This is a genomic window from Hymenobacter norwichensis DSM 15439 (assembly GCF_000420705.1).
Classification (GTDB): domain Bacteria; phylum Bacteroidota; class Bacteroidia; order Cytophagales; family Hymenobacteraceae; genus Hymenobacter; species Hymenobacter norwichensis.
Window position 1 is genome coordinate 598798 of record NZ_ATVL01000008.1, and the last position, 26070, is coordinate 624867.

The following is a 26070-nucleotide window of genomic DNA, read 5'->3' on the forward strand; positions in this document are numbered from 1 at the left end:
TTGTTTACAAGCAAATAAAAAATGTTTCAAAATGAATCCTAAAATATCTGTCATAATTCCTGTATATAATCAACAGAGGTATTTAGCTGAAACAATAAGCAGTGTTCTTGAGCAAACGTTTTACGATTTTGAATTAATCATAATTGACGATGGCTCAAAAGATAATTCAATTAATATAATCAAATATTACTCCGGGAAAGATAACCGAATAATAACTATATTTCAAGATAACGCTGGAAAACCAGAATCAATAAATAGAGCTGCCATAGTTGCAAGAGGAGAATATCTCGCGTTTATAGATCATGATGACATAATGCTACCTGACAGGCTGGAAAAACAAATAATTTTTCATTCAAACAACCTTGAAGTAGATGCCTCCAGCTGCCACTGTTATTACATTAATGAGAATGGCAAACCAATGGGAGTACAAAGATTTCCAGGTAATAAAACAGTAGAAGAATGCAAATCTTCTGTTATCAATAATAAAATTATTATGTGTGCTTTCACGGGTCTAATAGTACGCAAACAAAATTTTATTAGTAGCGGAGGTCTTAGATCTAATTTTTGGCCTACTGATGATCTAGAATTCTTTAATAGATTTGTTGAAAAAGGCAATATATTAGTCATAAACCAAGAAATATTAATGAAGTACCGAGCTCATAACTCCTCGACTACTATCGCAAGCGCTTGGCATGTTTATGTCGAAAAGACTGATTATACTAAAGATTGCATATTACTCCGCAGAGCAGGTAAGCAAGAAATATCTTATGAAGAGTTCATAGAGAGAAACAAAAAAAAGACGTATTTAAAAAAAATTAATAGAAGAAGAATTTTTTATGCCATGATATTACAAAAAGAAGCCGGATTCGCCATTTACTCTAAAGAATATACTGCATTTTTATGGAAAATAACAGCAGCTACTATTCTATATCCATCGTTTATCATAGCTACCATTCGCAAGCGCTTATAACAATACTTTAATCAGTATAAAATGAGTGTAAACACCAATACGCACACAGGTCCATCATTTTCTCTGGGTAACCGATTAGGAAGAGTTGCGTGGCAGCTATGCTCCTTTTTGCTTTTCCAGTATTCACCCAGGCCCTTCCATAAATGGCGGGCTTTTTTGTTGCAATGCTTTGGTGCCAAAGTGGGTCACGGTGTACACGTATATCCAGGGGTGAAAATCTGGGCGCCCTGGAATTTAGAGCTTGCGGACGAATGTGGTATTGCCAGTGGTGCTATTCTATACTCGCAAGGAAAAATAACTATTGGCCGGCGTGCCGTTATATCCCAAGGTGCGCATTTAGTAACTGGCACTCACGACTATTCACACGCCGGCTTTCCTCTTATCACCAAGCCAATTTATATTGGCGAACAGTCATGGGTTGCAGCCGAAGCCTTTATTCATCCAGGCGTTACTATTCATGATGGGTGCGTAGTGGGGGCCCGTTCAGTGGTAACCAAAGATATGCCCAGCTGGATGGTGTGTGCTGGGTTTCCCTGTAAGCCTATTAAACCAAGAGAATTCCTTAATTCGTAATTTCCTATCAAGAATAAATTTTCTTTTTCATCCGAATTACTAAATGAATGTTCCTCTTGATTTGACTATTGCAATTCCAGTCCGCAATGAAGCTTCTAATTTGCCGGGTTGTTTAGCAGCCATTGGTTCTGACTTAGCTAGCAACATTGTTATTATCGATTCAGGTAGCACTGATACTACGATATCCATTGCACAACAAGCCGGTATTGATGTCATAAATTTCAATTGGAATGGACAATTTCCTAAAAAGCGCAATTGGTTTTTACGCAACTATAAGCCAGCCACTAAGTGGGTACTATTTTTAGATGCTGATGAATATTTGACTGATAATTTCAAGCAAGAATTACGTACAGCCTTGCGGGAAGAATCTTCACAGAATGTGGGCTATTGGCTCAGTTACTCAGTATACTTTCTAGGCAGACAACTTAGAGGAGGTTACCCTCTACGAAAACTTGCTCTTTTCCGGGTAGGTGCTGGCGAATATGAGCGTATTGATGAAAATCAATGGAGCCAACTGGATATGGAAGTGCATGAGCACCCTATTTTAAATGGCGAGATTGGCGTTTTACATAGTAAGATTGATCATCAAGACTTTCGCGGCGTTTCGCATTACGTACTCAAGCACAACGAATATGCAACGTGGGAAGCAGCTCGGTTTCTGAAAACCAGCACTACTAACGCTAATTGGACTTGGAAACAGCGCCTTAAATATCGTCTAATGCAGAGTATCTGGATTGGACCAGCTTATTTTTTGGGAAGTTTTTTGCTGTTGGGGGGATTTCGTGACGGTTCCAGAGGATTAGCATTTGCAATACTAAAGATGTCTTACTTTACGCAGATATATTGCAAAATCAGGGAAAGCGGCGACAGCAATTAGTATATGAATAATAAATTTCTACTTATAAGCTACAATTTTCATCCGGAATTAACGGGCATTGGTAAATACAACGGTGAAATGATTCGGTGGCTTGCTGAAGCTGGCTATGATTGCACTGTTATTACCGCATATCCTTATTACCCTTATTGGAAAGTACAAGAACCTTACTTCAGCAAAAGACTTGGTTATTCAACTGAGGTTGAGCAATTTCAATCTGGTGGCAACATGACTATTCATCGATGCCCTATGTATGTGCCAGCAAAACCTTCAGGTCTGAAACGCATTCTTCTCGATTTTACATTTTTATTTTCGGCCTTTTTCAAACTAGTTCAGTTATCAACAGTTAGGCGTTTTAATACAGTTTTTGTAGTTGCGCCTTCTTTTCATTTCGGCTTATTAGGCATTATATGCAAAAAACTTCAAGCAGCTAAATTTATCTATCATATCCAAGATATGCAGATAGAAGCTGCTAGAGATTTAGGATTGATAAAATCTAAAGCGGTAATAGATATCTTATTCTCAGTAGAGAAATATATTTTCTCTCAAGCCGATATAATTAGCAGCATATCAAGTGGGATGCTACGCCGGATAGAGCAGAAAGCAAAACGGCCAATTCTACTACTACCAAACTGGACTGACACTACCTTATTTCATCCTATTGAGCATAAAGCACATTTGCGGAGCGAATTTGGGTTTCAAGAACATGAAAGCATCGTTCTATACTCGGGAGCCATTGGGGAAAAGCAAGGACTGGAATATATTATTCAGGCGGCGCAAGATTTCAGACAGCAGCCCGAGGTAAAATTTGTTATTTGTGGTTCAGGACCCTATAAGGACACCTTGCAAGCCATGGCGAAGGGTATGAGCTTGCAGAACATTGTATTCTTGCCGTTACAGCCATTCAACAAATTCAACCAGTTTCTCAATGTTGCGGATGTTCATTTGGTGATACAAAAAGCCAATGCCAGTGACTTGGTGATGCCTTCAAAGGTGACAACCATCTTAGCTGTTGGGGGTCTAGCAGTTATCACGGCCAACGCGGGTTCAAGCTTGCACACGTTGGTGAAGGAGCACGACATGGCGATACTGGTACCCGCTGAGGATCAGCAAGCGTTGAATGCTGGCATTCGGCAGGCTCTTAGCATACGCAACAGCAGCATAGCTAGTAACGCCCGCACGTACGCAGAGCAAAACCTGGCTATTGATAAGGTTATGGAGTCGTTTGTAAGCACGATACAAGAGAATTAGTAGCGCATAAATGCGCTTTGCCTTTTGTTGGCATTAATGCTATATGCGGGCAAATTATCTACCGATAATCATTTGAAGCGCTGATGGAAGTGTAAGAAGGGGGCAGCTTTCGGTTTTGATTATGAGGATGGTTACAGAATGCGTGCTACGAAACCACAGCACTTACGCGCCAGAAGCTAACCCCAGCAAATTGGGTGCGAGTTGGCCATCTTCATGCTTTTTACATAAGCGCTTTCCGACCTTAGTTGCGTACTTAGCCCAATGCCGCTAGTCAACTGGTTACGGACTTCAGCCGTAAAACCGAGCTTCTTTTCCACTTTTACCTGATCTGCTTTACATGTTTGACACCACTAATTATCCGGAGCAGAATCTGCTGGCCCTCACTATTTCGGGTGCTCTTACCAAAGAACACTATGATACCATCGTCCCACTACTGGATGAGAAAATAGCCCGCTGGGGCAAAATCAACCTTTATTTGGATGTGCGTAGCTTCGATTACATTACGGCCACAGCCCTTTGGGAAGACATAAAACTAGATGTGCGGCACTGGCGCGATTTCAATCGGGTGGCCGTTACCAGTGACGATTCTAATCTGCTGAAAGCTGCTGCTGCACTGGCTACGCTAGTAAGCCCAGCCGAAGTCCGGCATTTTCCACTAGAGCAAAAAGAGCACGCCCTTCATTGGGCGGCAACTGGCACAACCGAAACGTCACCTTCAGCGGTCAGCTTATAAGCGGCACCTACAATGCATCAACAAAAAAGCCTGCTCGTACGAGTAGGCTTTTTTGTTGATGCATAGCCTGCTAGGAGTAGCTATAATTCCACTGGTCAGTATCTTTGATTATGCATCGGCGGACGGGCTTGCGGCTTTTCGGGGGGGCACTCGCAGGGGTGTTGCTGCTGCTATTAGGGCTGGACTGGCTGTTTCCGCTGCCGTCCGCGCCGCAGTACTCGCCGCTTGTGCTGGCCGCTGATGGGTCAGTGCTGCATGCTTATCTCAATCCCACCCAAAAGTGGCGGATGAAAACCGAGCTGCGCGAAATCACGCCGGTATTGCGCAAGGCCATCATCGAGAAGGAAGACCGGTGGTTTTACTGGCATTTCGGGGTGAACCCACTGGCTTTGGTACAGGCAGCCGGGCGCAACTTGTTTGGCACGGGCCGCACTACCGGGGCCAGCACCATTACCATGCAGGTAGCCCGGCTGCTGGAACCCAAAGAGCGCACCTTCGGCAACAAGCTGCTGGAAATGGCTCGCGCCACGCAACTGGAAATCCATTATAGCAAGCCGGAAATCCTGCAACTATACCTAAATCTGGTGCCCTATGGCGGCAATGTGGAAGGCGTGAAGTCGGCGGCACTCCTCTACTTCCAGCAGCCCCCTGACTATCTCTCGCTGGCCCAAACCGTGACGCTGGCCATCATCCCGAACCGGCCGCGCGGCTTGGTCCTGGGCAAGAACAACGCGGCGGTGCTGCAAGAGCGAAACCGCTGGCTGCGGCGGTTCCAAGAAGCGGGCTTGTTTACCGCCCAGGACGTGGCCGATGCGCTATTGGAACCCTTGGAGGTGCAGCGCCACGCCGCGCCCACGCTGGCTCCGCACCTTTCGCGGCGGCTGGTACAGCAGTTTCCGGGCAGGGCCATCATTCAGAGCAGCCTCAGCCGCAACAAGCAAAGCAAAGCCGAAGACCTGACCCGCAACTACGTGCGCCGTTTGCACGAACTGGGCATTACGCAGGCGGCTGTACTGGTCGTGAACAACCGCACCCGGCAGGTGGAGGCCTACGTAGGCTCGGCTGATTTCCAAGACTTTGGTAGCCAAGGCCAGAACGACGGCGTAACGGCGGTCCGCTCGCCGGGTAGCACGCTTAAGCCTTTTCTGTATGCGCTGGCTATGGACCGGGGCCTCGTCACGCCGAAGCTGGTACTACCCGACGTGCCCACCAACTTCCAGGGCTACCGTCCCGAGAACTTCGATAAGCATTGCAATGGCGAAGTGACTTTGGAACGGGCGCTGGCCTACTCGCTCAACATTCCGGCCGTGCGGGTGCTCAACGAAGTGGGTGTGGCCAATTTCACCGACAAACTCCGCCAGGCAGGTTTCCAGAGCGTCAGTCGTAACCGGGCACGATTGGGTTTGAGCAGCATTTTGGGCGGTTGCGGGGCCAATCTGGAGGAGCTAACCAACCTCTATGTCACGCTGGCTAACAATGGGCAGTACAGCAAGCTACAACTCACGAAGGCCACGCACCCGACTGCCGGCACTGCCCTGTTCTCCCCCGCCGCTGCCTTCCTCACCACCGACATCCTGGCCCAACTCACCCGACCTGACTTGCCCTTGGGGGCAGCTAGCAGCATGCGGCTACCGAAAATTGCCTGGAAAACCGGCACTAGCTACGGCCGGCGTGATGCTTGGAGCATTGGCTACAACAAGCAGTACACAGTGGGCGTGTGGATTGGCAACTTCAGCGGCCACGGCAGTCCTTCCCTCACCGGCGCCGACGTAGCCACGCCGCTGTTGTTCAACATCTTCAACGACCTAGCTTATAACTCCCCCAATGACTGGTTTGCACCGCCGGCCGCACTGGACTTCCGGCTGGTGTGCGCCGAAACCGGCTTGGTGCCTAGTGAAACCTGCCCCAACCAGATAATCGATTATTTCCTGCCGGGCGTGAGCGAGGGGCGGCGCTGCCAACACCAGCGCGAGGTGCTGCTCTCCGAGGATGGCAGCTTTGTGTACTGCCGGGCCTGTGCGCCGGCGGCGGGTTTTCGGCGGGCGTTGTACCCGAATCTGCTGCCCGAAGTGGCGGCGTATAAAGAGGCGCAGGGCATTCCGTACCGCCGGCTGCCACCCCACAACTCGCGGTGCCAACTGGTACGTGGCGGTTCGGAGTCGGCGCCTACCATCACCTCCCCCACTGCTAACACCGAGTACGTGCTCAACCGCCACGAGCAGCAACAGTTGCTACTCAGTTGCACTACCGACAACGAAGTGCGGCAGGTATACTGGTACGTCAATGATAAGTTTCTACGGGCGGCGGCGGCTACCGAGCGGGTATTTTTTAAGCCGCCGCCTGGCCCGCTCAAAATCTCCTGCGCCGACGACCATGGCCGCAACACCGATGTATTGGTGACAGTAGCTGAGATGTAAATAGCGGACTCTTCGCCAGCTATTTGCAGCGGCACTATAACCTTTTGCAGTAATCTGTGTTTACCCACCTTGTATTCCGGTCGCCGGTATTTTATGGTGCTTCACCCTCTGTTTCTAACAGAGAGCAATCCTAGAAATACTAGCTTTTGTGCAGCCCTGCCGAGTGGGTAGTGTCTGTGCCGGGAAAGCCGCTCTGCCTGCCTATTGGGTCACCCAGCCCTAAACTGCCCAGTTACGTATCATAGTAACTGTATTATATTCTGTATGAAAAGAACTACCCAGACGCTCCGGCTTCTGCTGGGCCTGCTTTGGCTGGCCCCCGTATGGGCTCATGCCCAAACCAGCACCCTCGCGCCGGCTAACGGTACCGAATTTACCTTGGCACAGTGCCTGAATACTGCCTTGGTGAACCAGCCCCTAGTCCGACAAGCTCGCATCGACCAGGAAATTACGAAGGCCTCCAACCAGATTGCGCTGGCAGCCTGGCTGCCACAGGTGGGCTTTACGGGTACGGCCCAGCATTATTTGCAGCTGCCGTTCACCATCTTCCCCGATCCCACTACCGGCGTACCAACTCCTCGTCAGCTGGGCGTAAGCAACGTGACGACGGTGGGGCTGAGTGGTACCCAGGTGATTTACAACAATGACGTAAATCTGGCCGCCCGGAGCAAGCGCTTTAATCTGCGCGCCGCCGAGCAGAACACCGTGAACGTGAAAATTGCCACCGTCTCGGATGTGAGTAAGGCGTTCTACGATGTGCTGCTGGCCCAGCGCCAACTCGATGTGTTCAGCCAGGACATTGCCCGCCTCCAGCGCAACTACCGCGACGCCCGGCTGCGCTACGAAACCGGTATTGCCGACAAAACCGAGTACTTACAGGCGGAGGTATCCCTCAACAATTCCTTGGCTGGCAAGAAGCAGGCCCAGGAAGCTGTGAAAGCCCGCTTAGCCTACCTCAAGCAACTCATGGGCATGCCGCCCGAGCGGGCCTTGGCGCTGCAATATGATACCCTGAAGCTAGAGCAGGACGCCGTGATAGACACCACGGTAGCATTGAACATCAGCAACCGTATCGAAATCCAGCAGCTGCAAACCGAGAAGGCTTTGCAAGATATTAACGTGGATTACTACCGCTTAGGCTTCCTGCCTTCAGTATCGGCCTTTGCCAACTACAACTCGGTGTTTCAGAACAACGAGGTGAGCGACCAATACCGCACCCGCTTCCCTAACTCTTATCTGGGCGTTCAGATGGGCTTGCCCATTTTCACGGGTTTCCGGCGCACGCAGAATATTCGGAGGGCGCGCCTGCAAAACACGCGCCTCGACGAGGACATCAGCAACACCCGCAACCAAATCAACACCGAATACCAGACGGCGCTGTCTACCTACAAGGGCTACTACACTGAGTACCTGCTGGGCAAGCGCAACCTGGAAGCGTCCAAGGAAGTGTACGACGTTATCAACCTGCAATACCGGGAAGGTATCCGGGCGTACATCGACCTGATTGTGGCCCAAACCACTCTGCGCACCTCGCAGCTCAACTATTACACGGCCTTGTTTCAGGTGCTGGGCAGCAAGGTGGACTTGCTGCGGGCCATTGGCGAGTTGCCGACCGAATATTAATAGTAACCGCGGCTGATGGCTTCATTAGGCCCTGCCGCACCTCAATCAACCAGTATCACCACCTCAGTACGCGCGTTGCTTGCACTCCGCCGCTGCCTGACGGCCTAAAGCTTTAGCGCCACCCCATATGAACAAACCATACTTGGCCCTGGCCTACACCGTTGGCCTTCTGACCTTCGCGGCCTGCGGCAAGAAAGAAGAAAAAGCGGCCGGTCCGCCACCCGCTACCCCTGTTACGCTGGTTGACGCCCGCACCACCGACGCGGTATATTACGATGAATACCCGGCCACCGTGGTAGCCCTCAACAATGTGGAGCTCCGCAGCCAGGTGGCAGGCTTCATCACCCAGATTTATTTCAAAGAAGGCGAAGTCGTCCAGAAAGGCAAACCGCTCTACGAAGTGGACCGCCGCAAGTACCAAGCAGCGTATCAGCAGGCGTTAGCCGGCTTGCGCAGCACCCAGGCCACCGTGCAGAACAACCAGGTGAACTTGGAGCGCTACCAGCGGCTGGCTCAGCAAGACGCCATTGCCCGGCAGGTAGTAGACAACGCCGCTACCACCTACGCCACCTCGCAGGCCCAGGTAGCCGAAGCCCAAGCCGCCGTGGCCCTGGCTCGCACCGACCTCGATTACTCACTGATTAAGGCGCCTTTCACGGGCCGCATCGGCATTTCGCAGGTGCGCTTGGGTTCCCAGGTGAGCCCTGGTACTACGCTGCTCAACACCATCAGCGCCGAGAATCCTATGGGGGTGGACTTTGTGGTGACGGAATCCGACCTAAGCCGCTTTGCTGATTTGCAGCGCCAGGGCGGCGGCGGCACTGACTCTACGTTCCGGCTAGTGCTGCCCGACGGCACGGCCTACAAGCAGCCCGGCAAGATTCTGGCCATCGACCGGGCCGTGACGCAAGGCACCGGCACTGTCCAGATTCGGGTGCAGTTCAACAACCCCCAGCGCGAGTTGAAAGACGGCATGACCACCGTGCTCAATGTGCTCAACCGCCAGTCGGGCCGCCGGATTGTGGTGCCGTACAAGGCCATTGTCGAGCAGATGGGTGAAAACTTTGTGTTCGTAGCCGGTGACAGCAGCAAAGCCTACCAGCGCAAAGTGCAGCTCGGCCCACGCCTCCGCGACCAGATTGTGGTAACCAAAGGCCTAAACGATGGCGACAAAGTGGTAACCGAAGGCGTGCAGAAGCTCCGCGACGGCGGCCAGATTCAGGTGGGTACGCCCGCCCAGGCCCAGGCAGGTGCCCCAGCCGCCGGCGCCGCCAAATAAGAAAGCTGATAGCAAAAGAACGTCATGCAGAGCGCAGCGAAGCATCTCGCCTGCTGACTCTGAGAAATACTATTACAATGACAAGCACGCGAGATGCTTCGCTACGCTCTGCATGACGTTCTAGAAGTATCGAAAGCGCCAGCTAAACAGCCCCATCATGATTGCAGAAACCTTTATTCGGCGCCCCGTTACGGCCATTGTCACCTCGCTGGTGATAGTGCTGGTGGGGGTGCTGGCCATCTTGAACTTGCCCGTAGGGCAGTATCCGGAAATTACGCCGCCCACGGTATCGGTGAGCGGCACCTACACCGGCGCCGACGCCCAAACCGTGGAGCAAACCGTGGCCACGCCCGTGGAAGTGCAGGTGAACGGCACGCCCGGCATGACCTACCTGCAAAGCAACAGCACCAGCAACGGGCAGATGAGCATGACGGTGAACTTTGAAGTCGGCACCGACATCAACATTGCCGCCCTCGACGTACAAAACCGGGTAGGTATTGCCCAGCCTACCCTGCCGCAGGAAGTGCAGCGCCTGGGCCTTATTGTACGGAAGCGGAACCCCAGCATCCTGATGCTAGTGGCCCTGTACGCCCCCAAAGGCACTCACAATACCACCTTCCTCGACAACTACGCCAACGTATTTATCAAGGACGCCTTGCTGCGGACCAAAGGTGTGGGTGACATTGTATCCCGCGCCGACGACTTCTCAATGCGAGTGTGGCTGAAGCCCGACAGACTTTCGCAGTTGGGCGTAACGGCCCAGGACGTAACGGCCGCTATTCAGGAGCAAAACGCTCAGATTGCGGCCGGTTCCATTGGCGCGCCACCCGCTAAAACCGGCCAGACCTTCGAGTACATTGTGTTCGTGAAGGGCCGTTTAGTTGACACCGAGGAGTTCGGCAACATCATCGTGAAAACCCAGCCTGCCGACGGCTCGGTGGTGTACCTCAAGGACGTGGCCCGGCTGGAACTAGGTAAGTTCAACTACTCCAACAACTCGTTTGTGGACGGCAAGCGCGCCGCCTATCTGCTGGTGTATCAGGCGCCCGGCGCCAACGCTCTGGAAACTTACGAAAACGTGAACACCACCATGGAAGGCTTGAAAAAGCAGTTCCCCGCCGACCTGGCCTACGTGGTGCCGTTTGAAGCAGCTTCGGTGGTAAAAGTATCCATTGAGGAAGTGCTGCACACGCTGGTAGAAGCCCTGCTGCTGGTAGTAGTGGTGGTGTTCTTGTTCCTGCAAAGCTGGCGCTCCACGCTTATTCCGGTGCTGGCTATTCCGGTGTCCATTGTGGGTACCTTCTTGTTCTTTATCCCGCTCGGCTTCACGATTAACACGCTCACCATGTTCGGTTTCGTGCTGGCCATTGGTATTGTGGTCGATGACGCCATTGTGGTGGTGGAAGCCGTGGAACACAACATGAACCAACGAGGGCTGCCGGTACTGGAAGCCACCTTGGAAGCCATGCGCGAAATATCGGCCCCAGTTATTGCCATTGCCCTGATTCTGGCGGCGGTGTTCGTGCCGGTAGGCTTCATTCCGGGTATCACCGGCCGCTTGTATCAGCAGTTCGCAATTACCATCGCCATTTCGGTGCTGATTTCGGCCTTCGTGGCCCTTTCACTCACACCGGCTTTGTGCGTGCTGCTACTCAAGCCCCACAAGCGCGACGAAAACTCGCGTGGCATCGACAAGCTGTTCTTCAAGTTCAACAACTGGTTTGATAGGGTGACCAGCAAGTATGGCAACGGCGTGCAGCGTGGCATCAAGAACTCCCGCTTCGTAGTCATTCTGCTGGTGTGCATTGTGGCTGGCACGGTGCTGCTGTTCATGAAGAAGCCCGGCGGCTTTATCCCCACTGAGGATGAGGGCCGGGTTATTGTCACGTTCAACTTGCCCGAAGCGGCCTCCACCGAGCGGACCGTGAGCACGCTGAACGAGATTATGAAGGAGCTGGGCCAGATCAAGGGTATCCGGCACTATGCTGGTCTGGGCGGCCTGAACGCGGTTAACTTCTCGTCGAAGTCGAACAGCGGTACGGTATTCTGCCAGCTAGAGCCCTGGGAAGACCGCAAAGACGAGGCCGTGCAGCTGCAAGGCATAATTGCCACGATTCAGAAACGCTTAAGCCGGCTCAAGGAAGCCAACGTGGTGGTTATTTCGCCGCCCGCTATTCCTGGCCTTGGTAACACCGGTGGTTTCTCGTTTGTATTGCAGGAGCGCGAAGCGGGCGGCGACATCAAGAACTTCGATGCCCAGCTCCAGAACTTCCTCGGTGCCCTACGTAAGCGGCCTGAAATTGCTGGCGCCTTCTCGTTTTTCACCGCCAACACCCCCGGTTACCAGCTCACCATCGACCGGGAGAAAGCCAAGAAGCTCGGCGTTTCGATTTCCGACATCGGTACCGCGCTGCGCACCTACCTGGGCTCGGCCTACGTGAACGACTTCACGGTATACGGCCGCAACTTCCGCGTCGTGACCCAGGCCGACTCCATGTATCGCACCGACATCAGCAACCTGGGCCAGTACTACGTGCGCAACAACCAGGGCGGCATGGTGCCGCTGAGCACGCTCACCAGCTACCAGCGCACCGAAAGCGCGCCGCTCATCTCGCACTACAACCTGTTCCGCTCCGCCGAAATCAACGGTAACCCAGCCCCCGGCTACTCGTCCGGCGACGCCATCAAGGCCTTGCAGGAAACCGCGGCGCAGTCGTTGCCCGCTGGTTACGGGTTTGAATTCTCGGGTTTGAGCCGCGAAGAATTGCTGGCCGGTGGCCAGACGGTGTACATCTTCGCACTGTCGCTCACGTTCGTGTTCCTGTTCCTGGCCGCGCTGTACGAAAGCTGGTCGGTGCCGTTTTCGGTGCTGCTGGCCGTGCCGCTGGGTGCCTTCGGGGCTATCCTGGCGCTGATTTTCCTGCCCAAGCTCACCAACAACGTGTACGCTCAGATTGGTCTGATTACGCTGATTGGTTTGTCGGCCAAAAACGCCATTCTGATTATCGAATTCGCCAAAGAGCGGGTGGATAAAGGCATGCCGCTGGTGGATGCTACGCTGGAAGCCGTGCGCCTCCGCCTGCGCCCCATCGTCATGACCTCGCTGGCGTTCATCCTCGGCGTATTGCCGCTGGTATTCGCCTCCGGTGCTGGTGCCCAAAGCCGCCAGACCATCGGCTGGACGGTGTTCGGCGGGATGCTCTCGGCTACGTTGCTGGCTATCTTCATCGTGCCGGTGCTCTACGTGCTGATTACGCGCTTCGCCTACGGCAAAGAGAAGCTGGCCGAGCTAGAAGCCAATTACAAGCCCGACGAAGAGCACGGCGGCCCGAAAGAGGAAGGCCCCGGCGAAGGCGACCATTCGGCGGCTCCGCACCCGGCTTAGCCAGTAATCGTTCCCTAAACTGAAAAGCCCTGCGTCGTGTCAACGACGCAGGGCTTTTCAGTTTAGGGAACGATTACTGTTTTGGCTCAGGCTTACCCCTTAAGCACAATCTCTAATACGCCAGCGGGGCTCCTTGCTCCAGCGCTTTATGGTAGTTCTGCAAGTCGAACTCGTAGAGGAACGGGGAGCGGTGCGCTCCAATCTTGCGTTGCTCGTCGAGCTGGCGCACGAGGCCCAGAGTCAGCAGCTTTTTGCGGAAGTTTCGGCGGTCGAAGGTTTTGCCTAGCACGGCTTCGTAGAGGGCGTGGATTTCCGGCAGCGTGAACTTGGCCGGCAGCAGGTTGTACCCGATGGGCAGCTGGTAAATCTGGCTACGGAGCGTCAGCAGGGCCGTTTCTATGATTTCGTGGTGGTCGAAGAGCAACGGCAGAATCTTGTCGATGTCGCACCAGCCGTACTCTTCAATCAGGTGCTCGGGCGTGATGATGAGAGTGTGGTAATCAACCAGCGCGTAATAGCCGATGGACAACGTGCGCTCCGACAGCCAGTGGTCCTCCCCAATAGCCACGTTGACCTTGGCGTAAATCTTATTGTGAATCTGCTGGGTTTCTATCCGGTTCAGCCGGGTTGGGCTGTCGCCGAAGGTGTGGAACTGGCGCAGAAAGACATTGGTGATTTGCGTTTTCTCAGCCAGAATCCGGTTGGCGGCGTCCGTGAGCGTTTCATCGCGCTTGATGAAGCCGCCCGGCAGGCTCCATGCCTCGTGCCCGTGGTAGCGCACCAAAAATATTTTGAGCTGGTGGTCATGGTAGCCAAAAACTACGCAGTCGATTGACAAATGCGGCAAGAAAAATTGGTGGCCGTTGGCCGCAAAGTCGGCAGTTTGTTGAGCTGAATCCATTGAGCAAACTCTTATTGTGTCAAATATACACATTGACAAAAAACACTATCTTTATCACGTAAATTATACGCAATAGAATTTATTCCTTCTCAATCGAATAGAGAGGGGAATAAGGCTCTGGCTAATGTCACATCAAGGCAAACTTAAGGAACGTCATGCAGAGGCGCAGCCGAAGCATCTCGCCTGCTGACACTGGATTACTAACTCAACATCAGTACGCGAGATGCTTCGGCTCCGCCTCTGCACGACGGGCTGATATAATTCTCACTGACTCTACAATTCGATACTACATCCGGCACGCCGGGCTTTTCACTCCCTCTCACCGCATACAATTCCCCATCCCCCACATGCCCACTACCACTTGTTCTCGTCTCGTTCGTTTCTGGCCACTGGCTGCGCTGGGGCTGCTGGGCAGCTTCGCCGCCGTGGCACAAACCAAACGGCCGCCGCAGCTCGGCAAAGCGCCCCTCAAAGAAATTCTGGCGGCTCTCACGCCCGAAGAGAAAGTCAAACTGGTGGTGGGCATGGGCTTCTACCCCGCGGGTTTCCCCGAAGGCATATTGCCTCCCAGTGACCCCGAAGACCGGAAAACACCCGAGAAAGTGCCCGGCGCGGCGGGCCGTACCCACGCCATTGCCCGGCTGGGCATTCCGTCCCTGACCCTTTCCGACGGCCCCGCCGGGGTGCGTATTGAAGCCATCCGCAACGGCGACAGCACCAAAACCTACTACGCCACCGCGTTTCCGGTGGCTACGCTGCTGGCCTCCACCTGGGATACTACGCTGGTGCGCCAGGTGGGCAACGCGTTTGGCCGTGAGGTGCGCGCTTTCGGGATTGACGTGCTGCTGGCCCCGGGCATGAACATCCACCGAAATCCGCTGGGTGGCCGCAATTTCGAGTATTACTCCGAGGACCCCGTGGTAACGGGCAACGTGGCGGCAGCTTTCGTGAACGGCGTGGAGGCCAACGGCGTAGGTACGTCCATCAAGCACTTCGCCGTCAACAACCAGGAATTCAACCGCATGAACCTGAACTCCAAAGTGAGTGAGCGGGCCCTGCGCGAAATCTACCTGCGCGGCTTCCAGCTGGCGGTGCGCAAGTCACAGCCCTGGACGGTAATGTCGTCCTATAACCTGCTTAACGGCACCTACACCTCGGAAAGCCACGACCTGCTGACCACCCTGCTGCGGCAGGAATGGGGTTTCAAGGGCTTGGTGATGACCGACTGGTACGGCGGCAAAAACCCGGTGGCGCAGCTCCAAGCCGGCAACGACCTGCTTATGCCCGGTAGTAGCGCCCAAACGGCGGCCCTGCTAGCCGCCGTGAAAAGCGGCCAGCTGACCACTGCCCAACTCGACGCCAACGTGACCAAGGTATTGAACATGGTGCTTCAGTCGCCGACGTTCAAAGGAGTGAAATACGACAGCCAGCCGCCGCTGAAAGCCAACGCCGCCGTGGCCCGCCAGGCCGCCGCCGAGGGCATGGTGCTGCTGCGCAACGAAAATAAGACGCTGCCGCTGGCAGCGGGCCGGCAGGTGGCGGCTTTCGGCAACACCTCCTACAACCTGATTGCGGGCGGCACCGGCAGCGGCGACGTGAACCGAGCCTACACCGTGTCCGTGGCGCAGGGCCTAACCGCCGCTGGCTTAGTGATGAACGCGCCGCTTAGCCAAGCCTATAACCAGTATCTGAAAGTCGAGAAAGCCAAACTACCCAAGACCAAAGGCCTGCTCGACCCCGCCCCCATCATTGCCGAAATGCCCCTGGATGCAGCCCTGGTGCAGCAGCAAGCCCAAGCCGCCGACGTGGCCCTGGTTACCATCGGGCGCAGTGCCGGCGAGGGTGGCGACCGAAAAGTAATCGACGACTTCGCGCTGACGGCCACCGAACAGGCTATGCTGAAGCAAGTGGCCACGGCCTTTCATGCGCAGGGCAAGAAGGTGGTGGTAGTGCTCAACGTGGGCGGCGTAACCGAAGTGGCTAGCTGGCGCGACCAGGCCGATGCCGTTCTGCTGGCTTGGCAGCCCGGCCAGGAAGGCGGCCACGCCGTAGCCGACGTGCTCAGCGGCAAAGTCAACCCCTCAGGCAAGCTGGCCACCACCTTCCCCGTAGCCTATTCCGACGTGCCCTACGCCCAGGATTTTCCGGGCAAGGAACTGCCCAGCAGTAACCAAAAATCAGGTAACCCCATGATGGGTGTCCCCTCCGAAAACACGTATGAGGAAGGTATCTACGTGGGCTACCGCTACTACAACACCTTCCGGGTTCAGCCAGCCTACGAGTTCGGCTACGGCCTGAGCTACACCAGCTTCGGGTATGGCCCACTCAAGCTCAGTGCGCCCACGGCCACGGGCCAGGTAACAGCTACCATAGCCGTTACCAACAACGGCCGAGTAGCGGGCAAGGAAGTGGTGCAGCTATACGTGAGTGCCCCGGCGGGCAAGCTGGCTAAGCCGGAAAGCGAGTTGAAGGCCTTTGCCAAAACCCAGCTGCTCCAGCCCGGCCAGTCCCAAACACTCACCTTCACGCTGACCGCCTCCGACCTTGCCTCGTTCGATACTGCGGCCGAAGCCTGGATAACCGATGCGGGCACATACACGGTGAAAGCGGGAGCGTCTTCCAGGAACGTGCGGCAAACGGCCACGTTTGCGTTGCCTAAGCAATTAATCGTAGAAAAAAGTCGCAAATTACTAGCACCTCAAGCAGCTATTTCTGAAATGAAAGCTTCCACTAAATAGCCCTCATCCTACTTCCTACCCCTATGAAACTGATCTGGCTTTTGCCGCTGCTGCTCGCCCCAACTCCCACTCTGGTGTTTGCACAATCTTCTAAAACTACTGCCACTGCTCCGGCCGCTACGCAAGTAAAAGTAGCGCAGGGCACGTTGGAAGGCACCACCGACAACGGCCTCCGTGTGTTCAAAGGCGTACCCTTTGCCGCGCCGCCCGTAGGCCCACTCCGGTGGCAGATACCTCAGCCTGTACAGGCCTGGACCAACGTGCGCCCAGCCAAGCAATTTGGGCCGCGGGCCATGCAGTTGCCCTTATTTGGCGACATGAGTTTCCGCTCCAACGGCGTGAGCGAAGACTGCCTGTACCTGAACGTGTGGACGCCTGCCAAAGCTGGCCAGAAGGGCTTGCCGGTAATGGTGTACTTCTACGGTGGAGGCTTCCAGGCCGGCGACGGCTCGGAGCCGCGCTACGACGGAGCCAGCATGGCCCGCCGCGGTATTGTGGCCGTAACCGTGAACTACCGGCTGGGCGTGTTCGGCTTTTTTGCGCATCCTGAGCTAACGAAAGAGTCGCCGAACCAGGCTTCCGGCAACTACGGCTTCCTAGACCAAACCGCCGCGTTGCGCTGGGTGCAGCAGAACATTGCCGCCTTCGGTGGCGACCCCAAGCAGGTAACCATTGCCGGCGAATCGGCGGGCTCGATGTCGGTCAGTGCGCAGATGGCTTCGCCGTTGTCGAAGACGCTATTTGCGCGGGCCATTGGGGAAAGCGGCTCGATGCTGAACACCGGCTTTGGTCCATTGTCGTTGACGGAAGCCGAGAAAAACGGGGTGGCCTTTGCCACTAGCCTCGGGGCTAGCTCCTTGGCGACACTGCGCGCCCTACCGGCTCAACAGGTTCTGGAAGCCACCGGTAAACCCGGTGCCCCGCGCTTCGGCCCCATCCTCGACAACTACTTTTTAGTGAAGAAACCCGCGGCTACGTTTGCAGCGGGCGAGCAGGCACATGTGCCGCTACTCGTGGGGTGGAACTCGCAGGAAATGGGCTATCAAGCCATGCTGGGTCCGGAAAAACCAACCGTAGAAAACTACACCAAAGCGCTGCAAAAGCAGTACGGCGAGCAGGCCACGGAAATCCAGAAGCTTTACCCCGCCACCACCGACACCCAAGTGGAGCAAGCCGCCACTGACCTAGCCAGTGACCGATTCATTGCCTACAGCACCTGGAAGTGGGCCGACGCGCACCTGCAAACCGGTGGGCAGCCGGTGTACCGCTACCTCTACGCCCGCCCCCGCCCTGCCATGACCCCAGAAATGGGCAACGCCACCGCTGGGCTGGCCGGCGGCGTGGTGAAACAGGAAGCCGGGGCCCCCAAAGCTCCACCAGCCAAAGGAGCCGTGCACTCCGCTGAAATCGAGTACGCGCTGGGCAACCTGGGCAGCAACAAAGTGTACGCCTGGACCCCTGACGACTACAAGGTGTCGGCCACGCTCCAGAGCTACTTCGTCAACTTCATTAAAACCGGCAACCCCAACGGGGCAGGCCTGCCTAGTTGGCCAGCCGCTAAAGCCGGCGACGGGGCACAGGTGCTACGAGTGGACGTAAATACCCGCGTGGAGCCTGATGCCAACCGCTCGCGCTACCTGTTCTTAGACCAGCAAGCCAGCAAATAGCTTTCCACCGCCGCGGCTCGGGTAATCCGGCCGCGGCTTTTACATAGGGCTGGTTGCACTCAACCCAACAGCCTGCTACGTTCTCACTTTTCTCTATTTCCATGTCCCACCCCTTTCCTTTCACGGCCTTGCTGGGCACAGCGCTGGTGTGCGCTACTGCCACGGCTGGTCTAGCTCAAAATAAACCCACTGCTACGCCCAAAGCCACCACTGCTGCGTCCAACAAACAAGCGGCCCTGCTGGTAAACGATGCCAAAATCAATGCCCTCATCCAGAAAATGACGCTGGAAGAAAAAGTATCGATGCTTCATGCTAACTCGGCTTTTGCAGCTGGGGGCATCAAGCGGTTGGGCATCCCTGAGATTATGACGTCCGACGGTCCGCACGGGGTGCGTCCTGAACAGGGCCGCGACTGGAAAGGCGTGAAAAACGCCAATGACGCCGGTACCTATATGCCCACCAACAACACGTTGGCTTCCACCTGGAACCCGGCGTTGGGCTACGCTTACGGGTCCGTATTGGGCAGCGAGGCTAATTTTCGGGGCAAAGACATCATCCTGGGTCCTGGTATCAACATCATCCGGACGCCCCTGAACGGGCGCAATTTCGAGTACCTCAGCGAAGACCCCTTCCTGATATCGAAGATGGTGGTGGGCTACATCAAAGGTGTGCAGGATCAGGGAGTGGCGGCTTCGGTGAAGCACTTTGCGGCCAACAACCAGGAAGCGCACCGCAACGATGTCGATGTAACGATGAGCGAGCGGGCCCTGCGCGAAATCTACCTGCCTGGCTTCAAGGCTGCCGTGCAGCAGGGCGGTGCTTACACCTTGATGGGCTCCTACAACAAGTTTCGGGGCACCTGGGCCACCGAAAACGCCTACCTCATGAACGACATTCTCAAAGGGGAATGGGGGTTCAAAGGCTTGGTGATAAGCGACTGGGGCTCGGTGCACGACACTCAGAAGGCGCTACGCAACGGCACCGACCTGGAAATGGGTACCGACCTGGCCCTGATGTATAAGAGCGTTGACCAGAGCGCCGCCACGGCCAGCACCGCTCCTACCGCCGTCCGCAGCCTCTACGACCAGTTTTTTTTGGCTGATGCTGCCCTTGAAGCCATCAAGAAAGACCCGAAGCTGGTGCCACTACTCGACGACAAAGTGCGGCGCATTTTGCGGGTAATGTACGCCACCAACATGCTGGACGGGGCCAAGCGCCAGCCTGGCACCTACAACACCAAAGAGCACCAAGCCACCGCGCTCAAAGTGGCCGAGGAAGGCATCGTGCTGCTTAAAAACGAGGCAGGCTTTCTACCGCTGAAAAAAACGGTGAAAACCATTGCCGTTATTGGGGCCAATGCCGACCGTGAAAACGCCATGGGTGGCGGCAGTGCGCAAGTAAAAGCCAAGTACGAAATAACGCCGTTGCAAGGCCTCAAAAACGCCTTGGGTAATACTGCCACCATCACCTATTCGCCCGGCTACAAAATTGCCCGCGACCAGAAAGCTGATCCGCAGCTGATTGCTCAGGCCATAGCCACTGCCAAGGCTGCCGACGTAGTGGTGTATGTAGGCGGCTCCACCCACGGCTACGATTACAGCAAGTGGAGCGACAATGCCTACGATGCCGAAGGCGTCGACAAGCCCGACATGAACATGCCTTTCGGGCAAGACGAGCTAGTGCAAGCCGTGGTTAAAGCCAACTCCAATACGGTGGTCGTGTTGCTGGGTGGCGGCCCGATTGACGTGTCGGCGTGGGTGGGGCAAACCAAGGCGCTGGTGGAAGCCTGGTACCCTGGCATGGAAGGCGGCAACGCCATTGCGCACGTGTTGTTTGGGGATGTAAATCCTTCGGGTAAGTTACCGTTCACCTTCCCTGTGAAGCTGGAAGACTCGCCGGCCCTCAAGCTCGGCGAATACCCCAGCACCCCCGGCGACCCTCTCAAGCAAACCTATAAGGATGATATTTTTGTAGGCTACCGCTACTTCGATACCTATAAAGTAGCTCCGCAATTCGCCTTCGGGCATGGGCTAAGCTATACCACCTTCGAGTACGGCAAGCTCAGTGTGAAACCGGGCACGCAAAGCGCCACCGTTACGCTCACAGTGCGCAACACCGGCAAGACTGCCGGAGCCGAGGTGGTGCAGGCGTACGTAAAAGACCCACAGGCCCGCGTGAAACGGCCTGAGAAAGAGTTGAAAGCTTTCGAGAAAGTATTTCTGAAGCCTGGTGAAGCAAAAACTGTAACCTTGCAGTTGCCCGCCGAGTCGTTTCAGTATTACGACGAGGCGACCAAGCAATTTGTGCTGGAACCCGGTCAGTTTGAAGTGCTTGTAGGCAGTTCCTCACGCGACATTCGGCAAACCAGCAATTTCAAGCTGTAACTCACCCCCGTTCTCCATTTATCTTTTGCATGAAAGCGTTTTTCCTTATTGCCTTACTTAGCTGTTCGTCCGTTTTGCTGCACGCCCAACAGGTTATTTCCATCTACTCTATCACTATCCCGAACTCCAAGCCGAGTGAGGTGCAAGAGAAAGTAGTAACCGAGGCAAATGGCAGAGTCCGGGCGTCCAATGTGGTGCAGCCTACCCTAACCGTGTTTCGGGCGCCCAAGGAAAAAGCGAATGGCACGGCCGTCATTATCTGCCCTGGCGGTGGCTACGCCATGCTTGCGATGGGCCACGAGGGGTACGACGTAGCCAAACGTTTCAACGAAATGGGCGTTACGGCTTTTGTGCTGAAGTACCGCCTGCCCAACGACCAAAGCCAGCCCGACAAAAGCATTACGCCGCTGCTTGATGCGCAACAGGCCATCCGGCTAGTGCGGCAGCGGGCCACCGAGTTCAACATAAACCCGGCCCGCATTGGCCTAATGGGCTTTTCGGCGGGTGGGCACCTGGCTTCCACGGCGGGTACGCACTTCGTCAAACCCGTAGGCGACGACAAAACCAACACCTCCGTCCGGCCCGATTTTCTGATGCTGCTCTATCCGGTTATCAGCTTCTCCGATAGCCTGATGCACGGCGGCTCACGCAACAACCTCATCGGCAGCACTCCATCTGCCGACCAGATCAAGCTGTATTCCAACGAGCTACAGGTAACCACCCAAACCCCACCAACCTTCCTGGTGCACGCCGCCGACGACAAAACGGTGAAGGTGCAGAACAGCTTGCGGTTCTACGAAGCCTGCCTGTACCACAAAGTACCCGCCGAAATGCACCTCTACCCGCAGGGCGGCCACGGCTTCGGCATGAACAACAAAACCACCAAAGACAACTGGACAGACCGGCTGCAAAACTGGATGGACGCCAACGGCTGGCTCGCGAAATAAGCGGCCCGCCTAAAATTTTATTATGCCATAGAGCCCTTGAGACAAACTCTCAGGGGCTCTGTTGTTTAGAGGCTGAAACCAGCTTTCTAACTATATTTATTGATTCCGGAAATTGTATAGTTTTTCTCAACCCTGCAAGCTCATCAAGCGTAATGGCACGGTGCTTGTAAACTTCCCTCTCAAGTGAGTGAATGTTTCTTGAAACTCTAAATTTCTTTGTCATGAAAAAGGTCAGTTTGCTTCTCGCTCTGGTAATGATTTTCGCCTCGGTTTTCAGCATCAATGCCCAAGCTCAAAAGCGCATCAGTTCCCACGCTAAGGGTGCCGTAATTGGTGGTTTGGGTGGTGCTGCCGCTGGTGCCATCATCAACAAGCGCAACCGGGTAGTAGGTGGTGCCGTGGGTGGTGCTGCTGGGGCTGGCCTCGGCTATGTGATTGGGAAGAATGCCGACAACAAGCGCAAAGCTGAAGCCGCCCGGGTAGCCGCCGCCAACCGCGCTGAAGCCCGCCGCGTGGCTGCGTACCGTGCCGGTGTTGCGAAAGGCAACGCAGTAGCCAGAACTTCGGCTGCTCCCTCGGTTTCGCCCGCTGCAGCTGCTGCTTTGGCCGCTGCTCCCGCCGCTGGCGTGATGTACACCTTGAACAGCAACAGCCAGGCTGCCTACGCGCCTACTGCTGCTAGCGGTGCTTATCTGTCTAACGCTTCGTATGGCGACCGTGCCTCGGCGTATCCTAGCTCGGAAGTACGTCGCAAGAGCTGGTAGTCTATCCGTTCCGTTCTTTCAAAAACCCCGAGCCCTAGCGCTTGGGGTTTTTCATCCCGCTTACCTCTTACCTACCAAACCCTGAACCCATGAAAACCTATTTCAGCTTGCTGCTCGCGGCAGTATCTCTGGCGTCTTGCTCCACGGATAAAAAGCCCGCCGAAGCTGTCAACGTGCAAACCCTCAACCAGCAGTTTATCGGGGCTTGGAACAGCCGCAACACCGCCCAACTCGATACGCTCCTCGCCGACGATATTCAGTATTCGCAGGGCGAAACGCACTTCAAAGGCAAGTCGGAAGTATCCGATAAGTGGGTGCGCGCCACGCTGGGCACCATCACCGACCTGAAAACTTACGCCACCAGCTCCGGTACCGACACCCAAACCGCCTACGAGGCCGGTACCTTCTCCACCGAAGTAGTACCCGAAGGCCCGAACATGCCGCGTGGCGAGGGCGAAGGCAACTTCATTCTGCTCTGGAAGAAAAACGCCAAAAACGCCTGGAAGCTCAGCTACGTGCAGCTCGAAGGCCTGCCGGTACGCGTTAGAAACTAGCTGTTAAGCTCTCGCAGCATAACACTAGTGCCGGTCGGCACCGTTGTTATACTGGCTTCGGCTATCAGCAAAGCTCGCGTTTCGACAGCAGCAACTTCTCCATTTTCGATTGGACGTGATATCCCTTCGATACTGGCCGTTGTTTCGATACTACTCCCATCTGGAAGCACGAGTTGTACTTGCCACCGCGTATGTATATCCAGGCTCTCCAGGAGTGGCGAACCATGTTTTGCTAGCAGTAATACGCCTAGGCCAGTTAGGCTAACGCTTGTATCTACTTGCATTAAAAGGTTTTCGGGCATGTGCTCTATACGCTAAAAAGCCCCTGGCAACTAGGTTGTCGGGGGCTTTTTAGCGTTGCTTATAGTCACGTCTGCTACGCTTCCGTTGGCCGCGTGAGGTATTCTTCGCCGTCATACACTAGGGCCATATTCTGCTCTTCCTCCTGGGTGAACAGGCGGGAGCGAATCAGGAACCGGACGCCGAGCGGAATTTCTAACGAGAAGCTGGCGCCACGGCCCTTCACTACGTCTACCGTGAGTTGGGTGTGTTTCCAGTACTCGAACTGGCTGGCACTCATGAAAAAGTCGCAGCCATGAATCTGGCCCAGCCACACGTCGTTGGTTCCCACCCGGAACTCGCCTTTGGTGAAGCACATCGGCGAGGAACCGTCGCAGCAGCCGCCACTTTGGTGGAACATCAGCGGTCCGTGCTCGTCGCGCAACACGTCAATAGTAGCTTCGGCGGCTTGGGTTACGAGGACGCGGGCGGTGGGTTGGGTGGGCATAAAAGAAGCAAATCAGTGAAATTAGATTGTCCGGCTTACTTGCCAGGAATACGGCGCCATTGGCGAGGCGCAGCTGGCAGCGAAAGTTGACGATAGGTATACACCGTACCCGTACCATCGTCGTGCACCGTTACGGAATCATCCGGTGCCTCGCTGCCGGACCGGGTTTCCCACTCGTACCGCAATTGCCGACGAGCATCCCAGTAGTAACGATGATTCCCGGCACCACTCGGGCCCAAGAATGTGGAATTAGGCATCCGGTCGTTGCTCCGGATTTGTGTTGGTTCTAGGGTCCTTTTTCTTAGCAACGACCAGTTTGGATTTTTCGCACCAGGAATTGGCAAGAGCTGCGCCTGCGCATGCATGCTGCCAGCCAGCATCAACACTGCTACAATCGAGCACTTCGCAACAGCAGGCATAAGTCCGGTCGGTTAGGTGTACGTTTTCTTATTGACGCACAACACTCTACCTGCGTTGCGTGGCTTCAGCTATAGTAGCGAAGAACAAAACCGTGAGTTGCTGTTCCGACTAAAAGCCTTGCCGGAACAGCAACTCACGGTTTCACTTATTCACCGCCTTTGCTTAAAAGAAGCCGAGCTTCTGCTGGCTGTAGCTGATGAGCATGTTCTTAGTCTGGCGGTAGTGGCTGAGCATCATCTTGTGATTCTCGCGGCCGTAGCCGGAGGCCTTGTAACCACCAAACGGCGCACCCGCTGGGTAATCGTGGTAGCAGTTCACCCACACGCGGCCGGCCTGAATGGCGCGGGGCACCTCGTACAGCTCGTGCGCATCGCGGGTCCAGACGCCAGCCCCGAGGCCGTAGAGCGTGTCGTTGGCGAGTTCAATGGCTTCTTCCACCGTTTTGAAGGTGGTTACCGACAGTACCGGGCCGAAGATTTCCTCCTGGAAGATGCGCATCTTGTTGTGGCCGCGGAACACCGTAGGCTGGATGTAGTAGCCTTCAGCCAGCGCACCGTCTTCCTGCTGATACGCGTCGCCGCCGGTCAGCACCTCTGCTCCTTCGGCTTTCCCGATTTCCAGGTAGCTCAGGATTTTCTCGAACTGGTCGTTGCTGGCTTGGGCGCCCATCATAGTATCGGTGTCGAGCGGGTTGCCGAGCTTGATGGCTTTTACGCGCTCAATCACGCGGGCAATGAACTCGTCGTAGATGTCTTCCTGCACCAGCATGCGGGAGGGGCAAGTGCAGATTTCGCCCTGGTTGAGCGCAAACATTACCGCGCCTTCAATGGCTTTGTCGAGGAAGTCGTCATTGGCGGCCATTACGCTGCTAAAGAAGATGTTCGGCGACTTGCCACCTAGCTCCATCGTTACGGGAATGATGTTTTCGGCAGCGTATTGCAGAATCAGGCGGCCGGTAGTGGTTTCGCCGGTAAACGACACTTTCTGCACCCGCGGCGACGAGGCCAGCGGCTTGCCAGCTTCCAGCCCAAAGCCGTTCACTACGTTCACCACGCCCGCGGGTAGCAGATCCTGAATTAGCTCCATGAGCACCATAATGGAAGCGGGCGTCTGCTCGGCGGGTTTCATCACCACGCAGCAACCAGCGGCCAGCGCCGGAGCCAGCTTCCAGGTGGCCATCAGCAGCGGGAAGTTCCAAGGGATAATCTGGCCCACCACGCCTAGCGGCTCCTGAATGTTCATCGACAAGGTGGTGGAATTCAGCTCGGTGGCGCTGCCTTCCTCGGCCCGAATGACGCTGGCAAAGTAACGAAAGTGGTCCACTACCAGCGGCAAGTCGGCGTTCAGCGTTTCGCGGATGGCTTTGCCGTTTTCCACGGTTTCCACGGCGGCTAAGTGCTGCAAGTTTTCCTCGATGACGTTGGCAATCTTGTTGAGCATGTTGCTGCGCTCCGTAGCCGACGTTTTGCTATAGCTCTTGAACGCCTCGTGGGCGGCGTCGAGGGCCAGCTCAATATCTTCTTTGGTGCTGCGGGCTACCTTGCAAAACGCCTTGCCATCAATCGGCGAAGGATTTTCGAAGTACTGCCCTTTCACTGGGGCCACCCATTTGCCGCCAATGAAGTTGTCGTAGTGCGATTTGAACTGCGGGCGTGCCGTGAGGGTGGTGGGTTTTTCGAGGGTTTCCATTAGGTAGAACGAGGTTAGTTTGACTATCCCAAGCTAGCCACCTAACCTGCTAGTTTAGCTGTAATATTCTCTCACAAAAGCCGCCTATTGTCGCAAGTTGCAACTCATTTTTGC

At 55.1% G+C, this 26070-nt stretch carries 19 protein-coding genes; 15 read left to right on the forward strand and 4 right to left on the reverse strand.

Annotation, left to right across the window (positions count from 1 at the left end):
• Positions 1-31: 31 nt before the first annotated feature.
• The 9 genes from G536_RS30680 (at position 32) to G536_RS27795 (ending at position 13105) form a co-directional block, all read left to right on the forward strand.
• On the forward strand, positions 32-970 hold the full coding sequence (locus G536_RS30680) for a glycosyltransferase family 2 protein (protein WP_022824134.1): 939 nt from the start codon (positions 32-34) through the stop codon (positions 968-970).
• Positions 971-991: 21 nt separating this feature from the next.
• Positions 992-1543 carry an LbetaH domain-containing protein gene (locus tag G536_RS31495; RefSeq protein WP_071837720.1) on the forward strand — a complete coding sequence of 184 codons (552 nt, stop codon included), beginning with the start codon at positions 992-994 and terminating at the stop codon, positions 1541-1543.
• 43 nt (positions 1544-1586) lie between these two features.
• Entirely contained in the window at positions 1587-2420 is an 834-nt protein-coding gene (locus G536_RS0113520; protein WP_022824135.1) for a glycosyltransferase family 2 protein, read from the forward strand.
• Between the two features lie 3 nt (positions 2421-2423).
• Positions 2424-3668 carry a WcaI family glycosyltransferase gene (locus G536_RS0113525; RefSeq protein ID WP_022824136.1) on the forward strand — a complete coding sequence of 415 codons (1245 nt, stop codon included), beginning with the start codon at positions 2424-2426 and terminating at the stop codon, positions 3666-3668.
• A gap of 337 nt (positions 3669-4005) precedes the next feature.
• Complete coding sequence (locus G536_RS30685) at positions 4006-4401, forward strand: SpoIIAA family protein (RefSeq protein WP_022824137.1); 396 nt, start codon at positions 4006-4008, stop codon at positions 4399-4401.
• A 110-nt stretch (positions 4402-4511) separates the two neighbouring features.
• Positions 4512-6818, forward strand: a complete 2307-nt coding sequence (pbpC, locus tag G536_RS0113535) for a penicillin-binding protein 1C (RefSeq protein WP_033370121.1) — start codon at positions 4512-4514, stop codon at positions 6816-6818.
• 264 nt (positions 6819-7082) lie between these two features.
• Entirely contained in the window at positions 7083-8441 is a 1359-nt protein-coding gene (locus tag G536_RS0113540) for a TolC family protein (protein ID WP_022824139.1), read from the forward strand.
• Positions 8442-8568: 127 nt separating this feature from the next.
• Entirely contained in the window at positions 8569-9720 is a 1152-nt protein-coding gene (locus G536_RS0113545) for an efflux RND transporter periplasmic adaptor subunit (protein WP_022824140.1), read from the forward strand.
• Between the two features lie 157 nt (positions 9721-9877).
• Positions 9878-13105: an efflux RND transporter permease subunit gene (locus tag G536_RS27795; RefSeq protein ID WP_022824141.1), complete on the forward strand. Its 3228-nt coding sequence runs from the start codon at positions 9878-9880 to the stop codon at positions 13103-13105.
• A 112-nt stretch (positions 13106-13217) separates the two neighbouring features.
• Here G536_RS27795 and G536_RS0113555 read toward each other — a convergent pair whose 3' ends face one another.
• Positions 13218-14006 (reverse strand): NUDIX hydrolase, encoded by a 789-nt coding sequence (locus G536_RS0113555; RefSeq protein ID WP_022824142.1) that lies wholly within the window; start codon positions 14004-14006, stop codon positions 13218-13220.
• 347 nt (positions 14007-14353) lie between these two features.
• Between G536_RS0113555 and G536_RS27800 the strand changes: the two genes are divergently transcribed.
• The 6 genes from G536_RS27800 (at position 14354) to G536_RS0113585 (ending at position 23060) form a co-directional block, all read left to right on the forward strand.
• Positions 14354-16744, forward strand: coding sequence for a glycoside hydrolase family 3 C-terminal domain-containing protein (locus G536_RS27800; RefSeq protein WP_022824143.1), 2391 nt, complete (start codon positions 14354-14356; stop codon positions 16742-16744).
• Positions 16745-16767: 23 nt separating this feature from the next.
• Positions 16768-18411: a carboxylesterase/lipase family protein gene (locus G536_RS0113565; protein WP_022824144.1), complete on the forward strand. Its 1644-nt coding sequence runs from the start codon at positions 16768-16770 to the stop codon at positions 18409-18411.
• Between the two features lie 101 nt (positions 18412-18512).
• The gene (locus G536_RS0113570) at positions 18513-20795 is read left to right on the forward strand and encodes a glycoside hydrolase family 3 C-terminal domain-containing protein (RefSeq protein ID WP_022824145.1); all 2283 of its coding nucleotides are present in this window, start codon (positions 18513-18515) and stop codon (positions 20793-20795) included.
• A gap of 29 nt (positions 20796-20824) precedes the next feature.
• The gene (locus tag G536_RS0113575) at positions 20825-21742 is read left to right on the forward strand and encodes an alpha/beta hydrolase (protein ID WP_022824146.1); all 918 of its coding nucleotides are present in this window, start codon (positions 20825-20827) and stop codon (positions 21740-21742) included.
• Between the two features lie 221 nt (positions 21743-21963).
• Complete coding sequence (locus G536_RS0113580) at positions 21964-22506, forward strand: YMGG-like glycine zipper-containing protein (RefSeq protein WP_026880160.1); 543 nt, start codon at positions 21964-21966, stop codon at positions 22504-22506.
• Positions 22507-22595: 89 nt separating this feature from the next.
• Positions 22596-23060 carry a DUF4440 domain-containing protein gene (locus G536_RS0113585; protein ID WP_022824148.1) on the forward strand — a complete coding sequence of 155 codons (465 nt, stop codon included), beginning with the start codon at positions 22596-22598 and terminating at the stop codon, positions 23058-23060.
• Between the two features lie 376 nt (positions 23061-23436).
• Here the strand turns inward: G536_RS0113585 and G536_RS0113595 are convergent, their stop codons facing one another.
• From G536_RS0113595 to G536_RS0113605, 3 genes are all read right to left on the reverse strand, one after another.
• On the reverse strand, positions 23437-23847 hold the full coding sequence (locus G536_RS0113595) for a DUF779 domain-containing protein (protein WP_022824150.1): 411 nt from the start codon (positions 23845-23847) through the stop codon (positions 23437-23439).
• Between the two features lie 35 nt (positions 23848-23882).
• Positions 23883-24104 carry a hypothetical protein gene (locus G536_RS32205; protein WP_157530619.1) on the reverse strand — a complete coding sequence of 74 codons (222 nt, stop codon included), beginning with the start codon at positions 24102-24104 and terminating at the stop codon, positions 23883-23885.
• A gap of 325 nt (positions 24105-24429) precedes the next feature.
• Positions 24430-25956 (reverse strand): aldehyde dehydrogenase family protein, encoded by a 1527-nt coding sequence (locus G536_RS0113605; RefSeq protein ID WP_022824152.1) that lies wholly within the window; start codon positions 25954-25956, stop codon positions 24430-24432.
• Positions 25957-26070: the final 114 nt, after the last annotated feature.

What these genes read in the sequence shown, in the direction of transcription:
- G536_RS30680 (WP_022824134.1), top strand. Translation starts at nt 32, where the DNA reads ATGAATCCTAAAATATCTGTCATAATTCCTGTATATAATCAACAGAGG.
- G536_RS31495 (WP_071837720.1), top strand. Translation starts at nt 992, where the DNA reads ATGAGTGTAAACACCAATACGCACACAGGTCCATCATTTTCTCTGGGT.
- G536_RS0113520 (WP_022824135.1), top strand. Translation starts at nt 1,587, where the DNA reads ATGAATGTTCCTCTTGATTTGACTATTGCAATTCCAGTCCGCAATGAA.
- G536_RS0113525 (WP_022824136.1), top strand. Translation starts at nt 2,424, where the DNA reads ATGAATAATAAATTTCTACTTATAAGCTACAATTTTCATCCGGAATTA.
- G536_RS30685 (WP_022824137.1), top strand. Translation starts at nt 4,006, where the DNA reads ATGTTTGACACCACTAATTATCCGGAGCAGAATCTGCTGGCCCTCACT.
- pbpC (WP_033370121.1), top strand. Translation starts at nt 4,512, where the DNA reads ATGCATCGGCGGACGGGCTTGCGGCTTTTCGGGGGGGCACTCGCAGGG.
- G536_RS0113540 (WP_022824139.1), top strand. Translation starts at nt 7,083, where the DNA reads ATGAAAAGAACTACCCAGACGCTCCGGCTTCTGCTGGGCCTGCTTTGG.
- G536_RS0113545 (WP_022824140.1), top strand. Translation starts at nt 8,569, where the DNA reads ATGAACAAACCATACTTGGCCCTGGCCTACACCGTTGGCCTTCTGACC.
- G536_RS27795 (WP_022824141.1), top strand. Translation starts at nt 9,878, where the DNA reads ATGATTGCAGAAACCTTTATTCGGCGCCCCGTTACGGCCATTGTCACC.
- G536_RS0113555 (WP_022824142.1), bottom strand. Translation starts at nt 14,006, where the DNA reads ATGGATTCAGCTCAACAAACTGCCGACTTTGCGGCCAACGGCCACCAA.
- G536_RS27800 (WP_022824143.1), top strand. Translation starts at nt 14,354, where the DNA reads ATGCCCACTACCACTTGTTCTCGTCTCGTTCGTTTCTGGCCACTGGCT.
- G536_RS0113565 (WP_022824144.1), top strand. Translation starts at nt 16,768, where the DNA reads ATGAAACTGATCTGGCTTTTGCCGCTGCTGCTCGCCCCAACTCCCACT.
- G536_RS0113570 (WP_022824145.1), top strand. Translation starts at nt 18,513, where the DNA reads ATGTCCCACCCCTTTCCTTTCACGGCCTTGCTGGGCACAGCGCTGGTG.
- G536_RS0113575 (WP_022824146.1), top strand. Translation starts at nt 20,825, where the DNA reads ATGAAAGCGTTTTTCCTTATTGCCTTACTTAGCTGTTCGTCCGTTTTG.
- G536_RS0113580 (WP_026880160.1), top strand. Translation starts at nt 21,964, where the DNA reads ATGAAAAAGGTCAGTTTGCTTCTCGCTCTGGTAATGATTTTCGCCTCG.
- G536_RS0113585 (WP_022824148.1), top strand. Translation starts at nt 22,596, where the DNA reads ATGAAAACCTATTTCAGCTTGCTGCTCGCGGCAGTATCTCTGGCGTCT.
- G536_RS0113595 (WP_022824150.1), bottom strand. Translation starts at nt 23,847, where the DNA reads ATGCCCACCCAACCCACCGCCCGCGTCCTCGTAACCCAAGCCGCCGAA.
- G536_RS32205 (WP_157530619.1), bottom strand. Translation starts at nt 24,104, where the DNA reads ATGCCTAATTCCACATTCTTGGGCCCGAGTGGTGCCGGGAATCATCGT.
- G536_RS0113605 (WP_022824152.1), bottom strand. Translation starts at nt 25,956, where the DNA reads ATGGAAACCCTCGAAAAACCCACCACCCTCACGGCACGCCCGCAGTTC.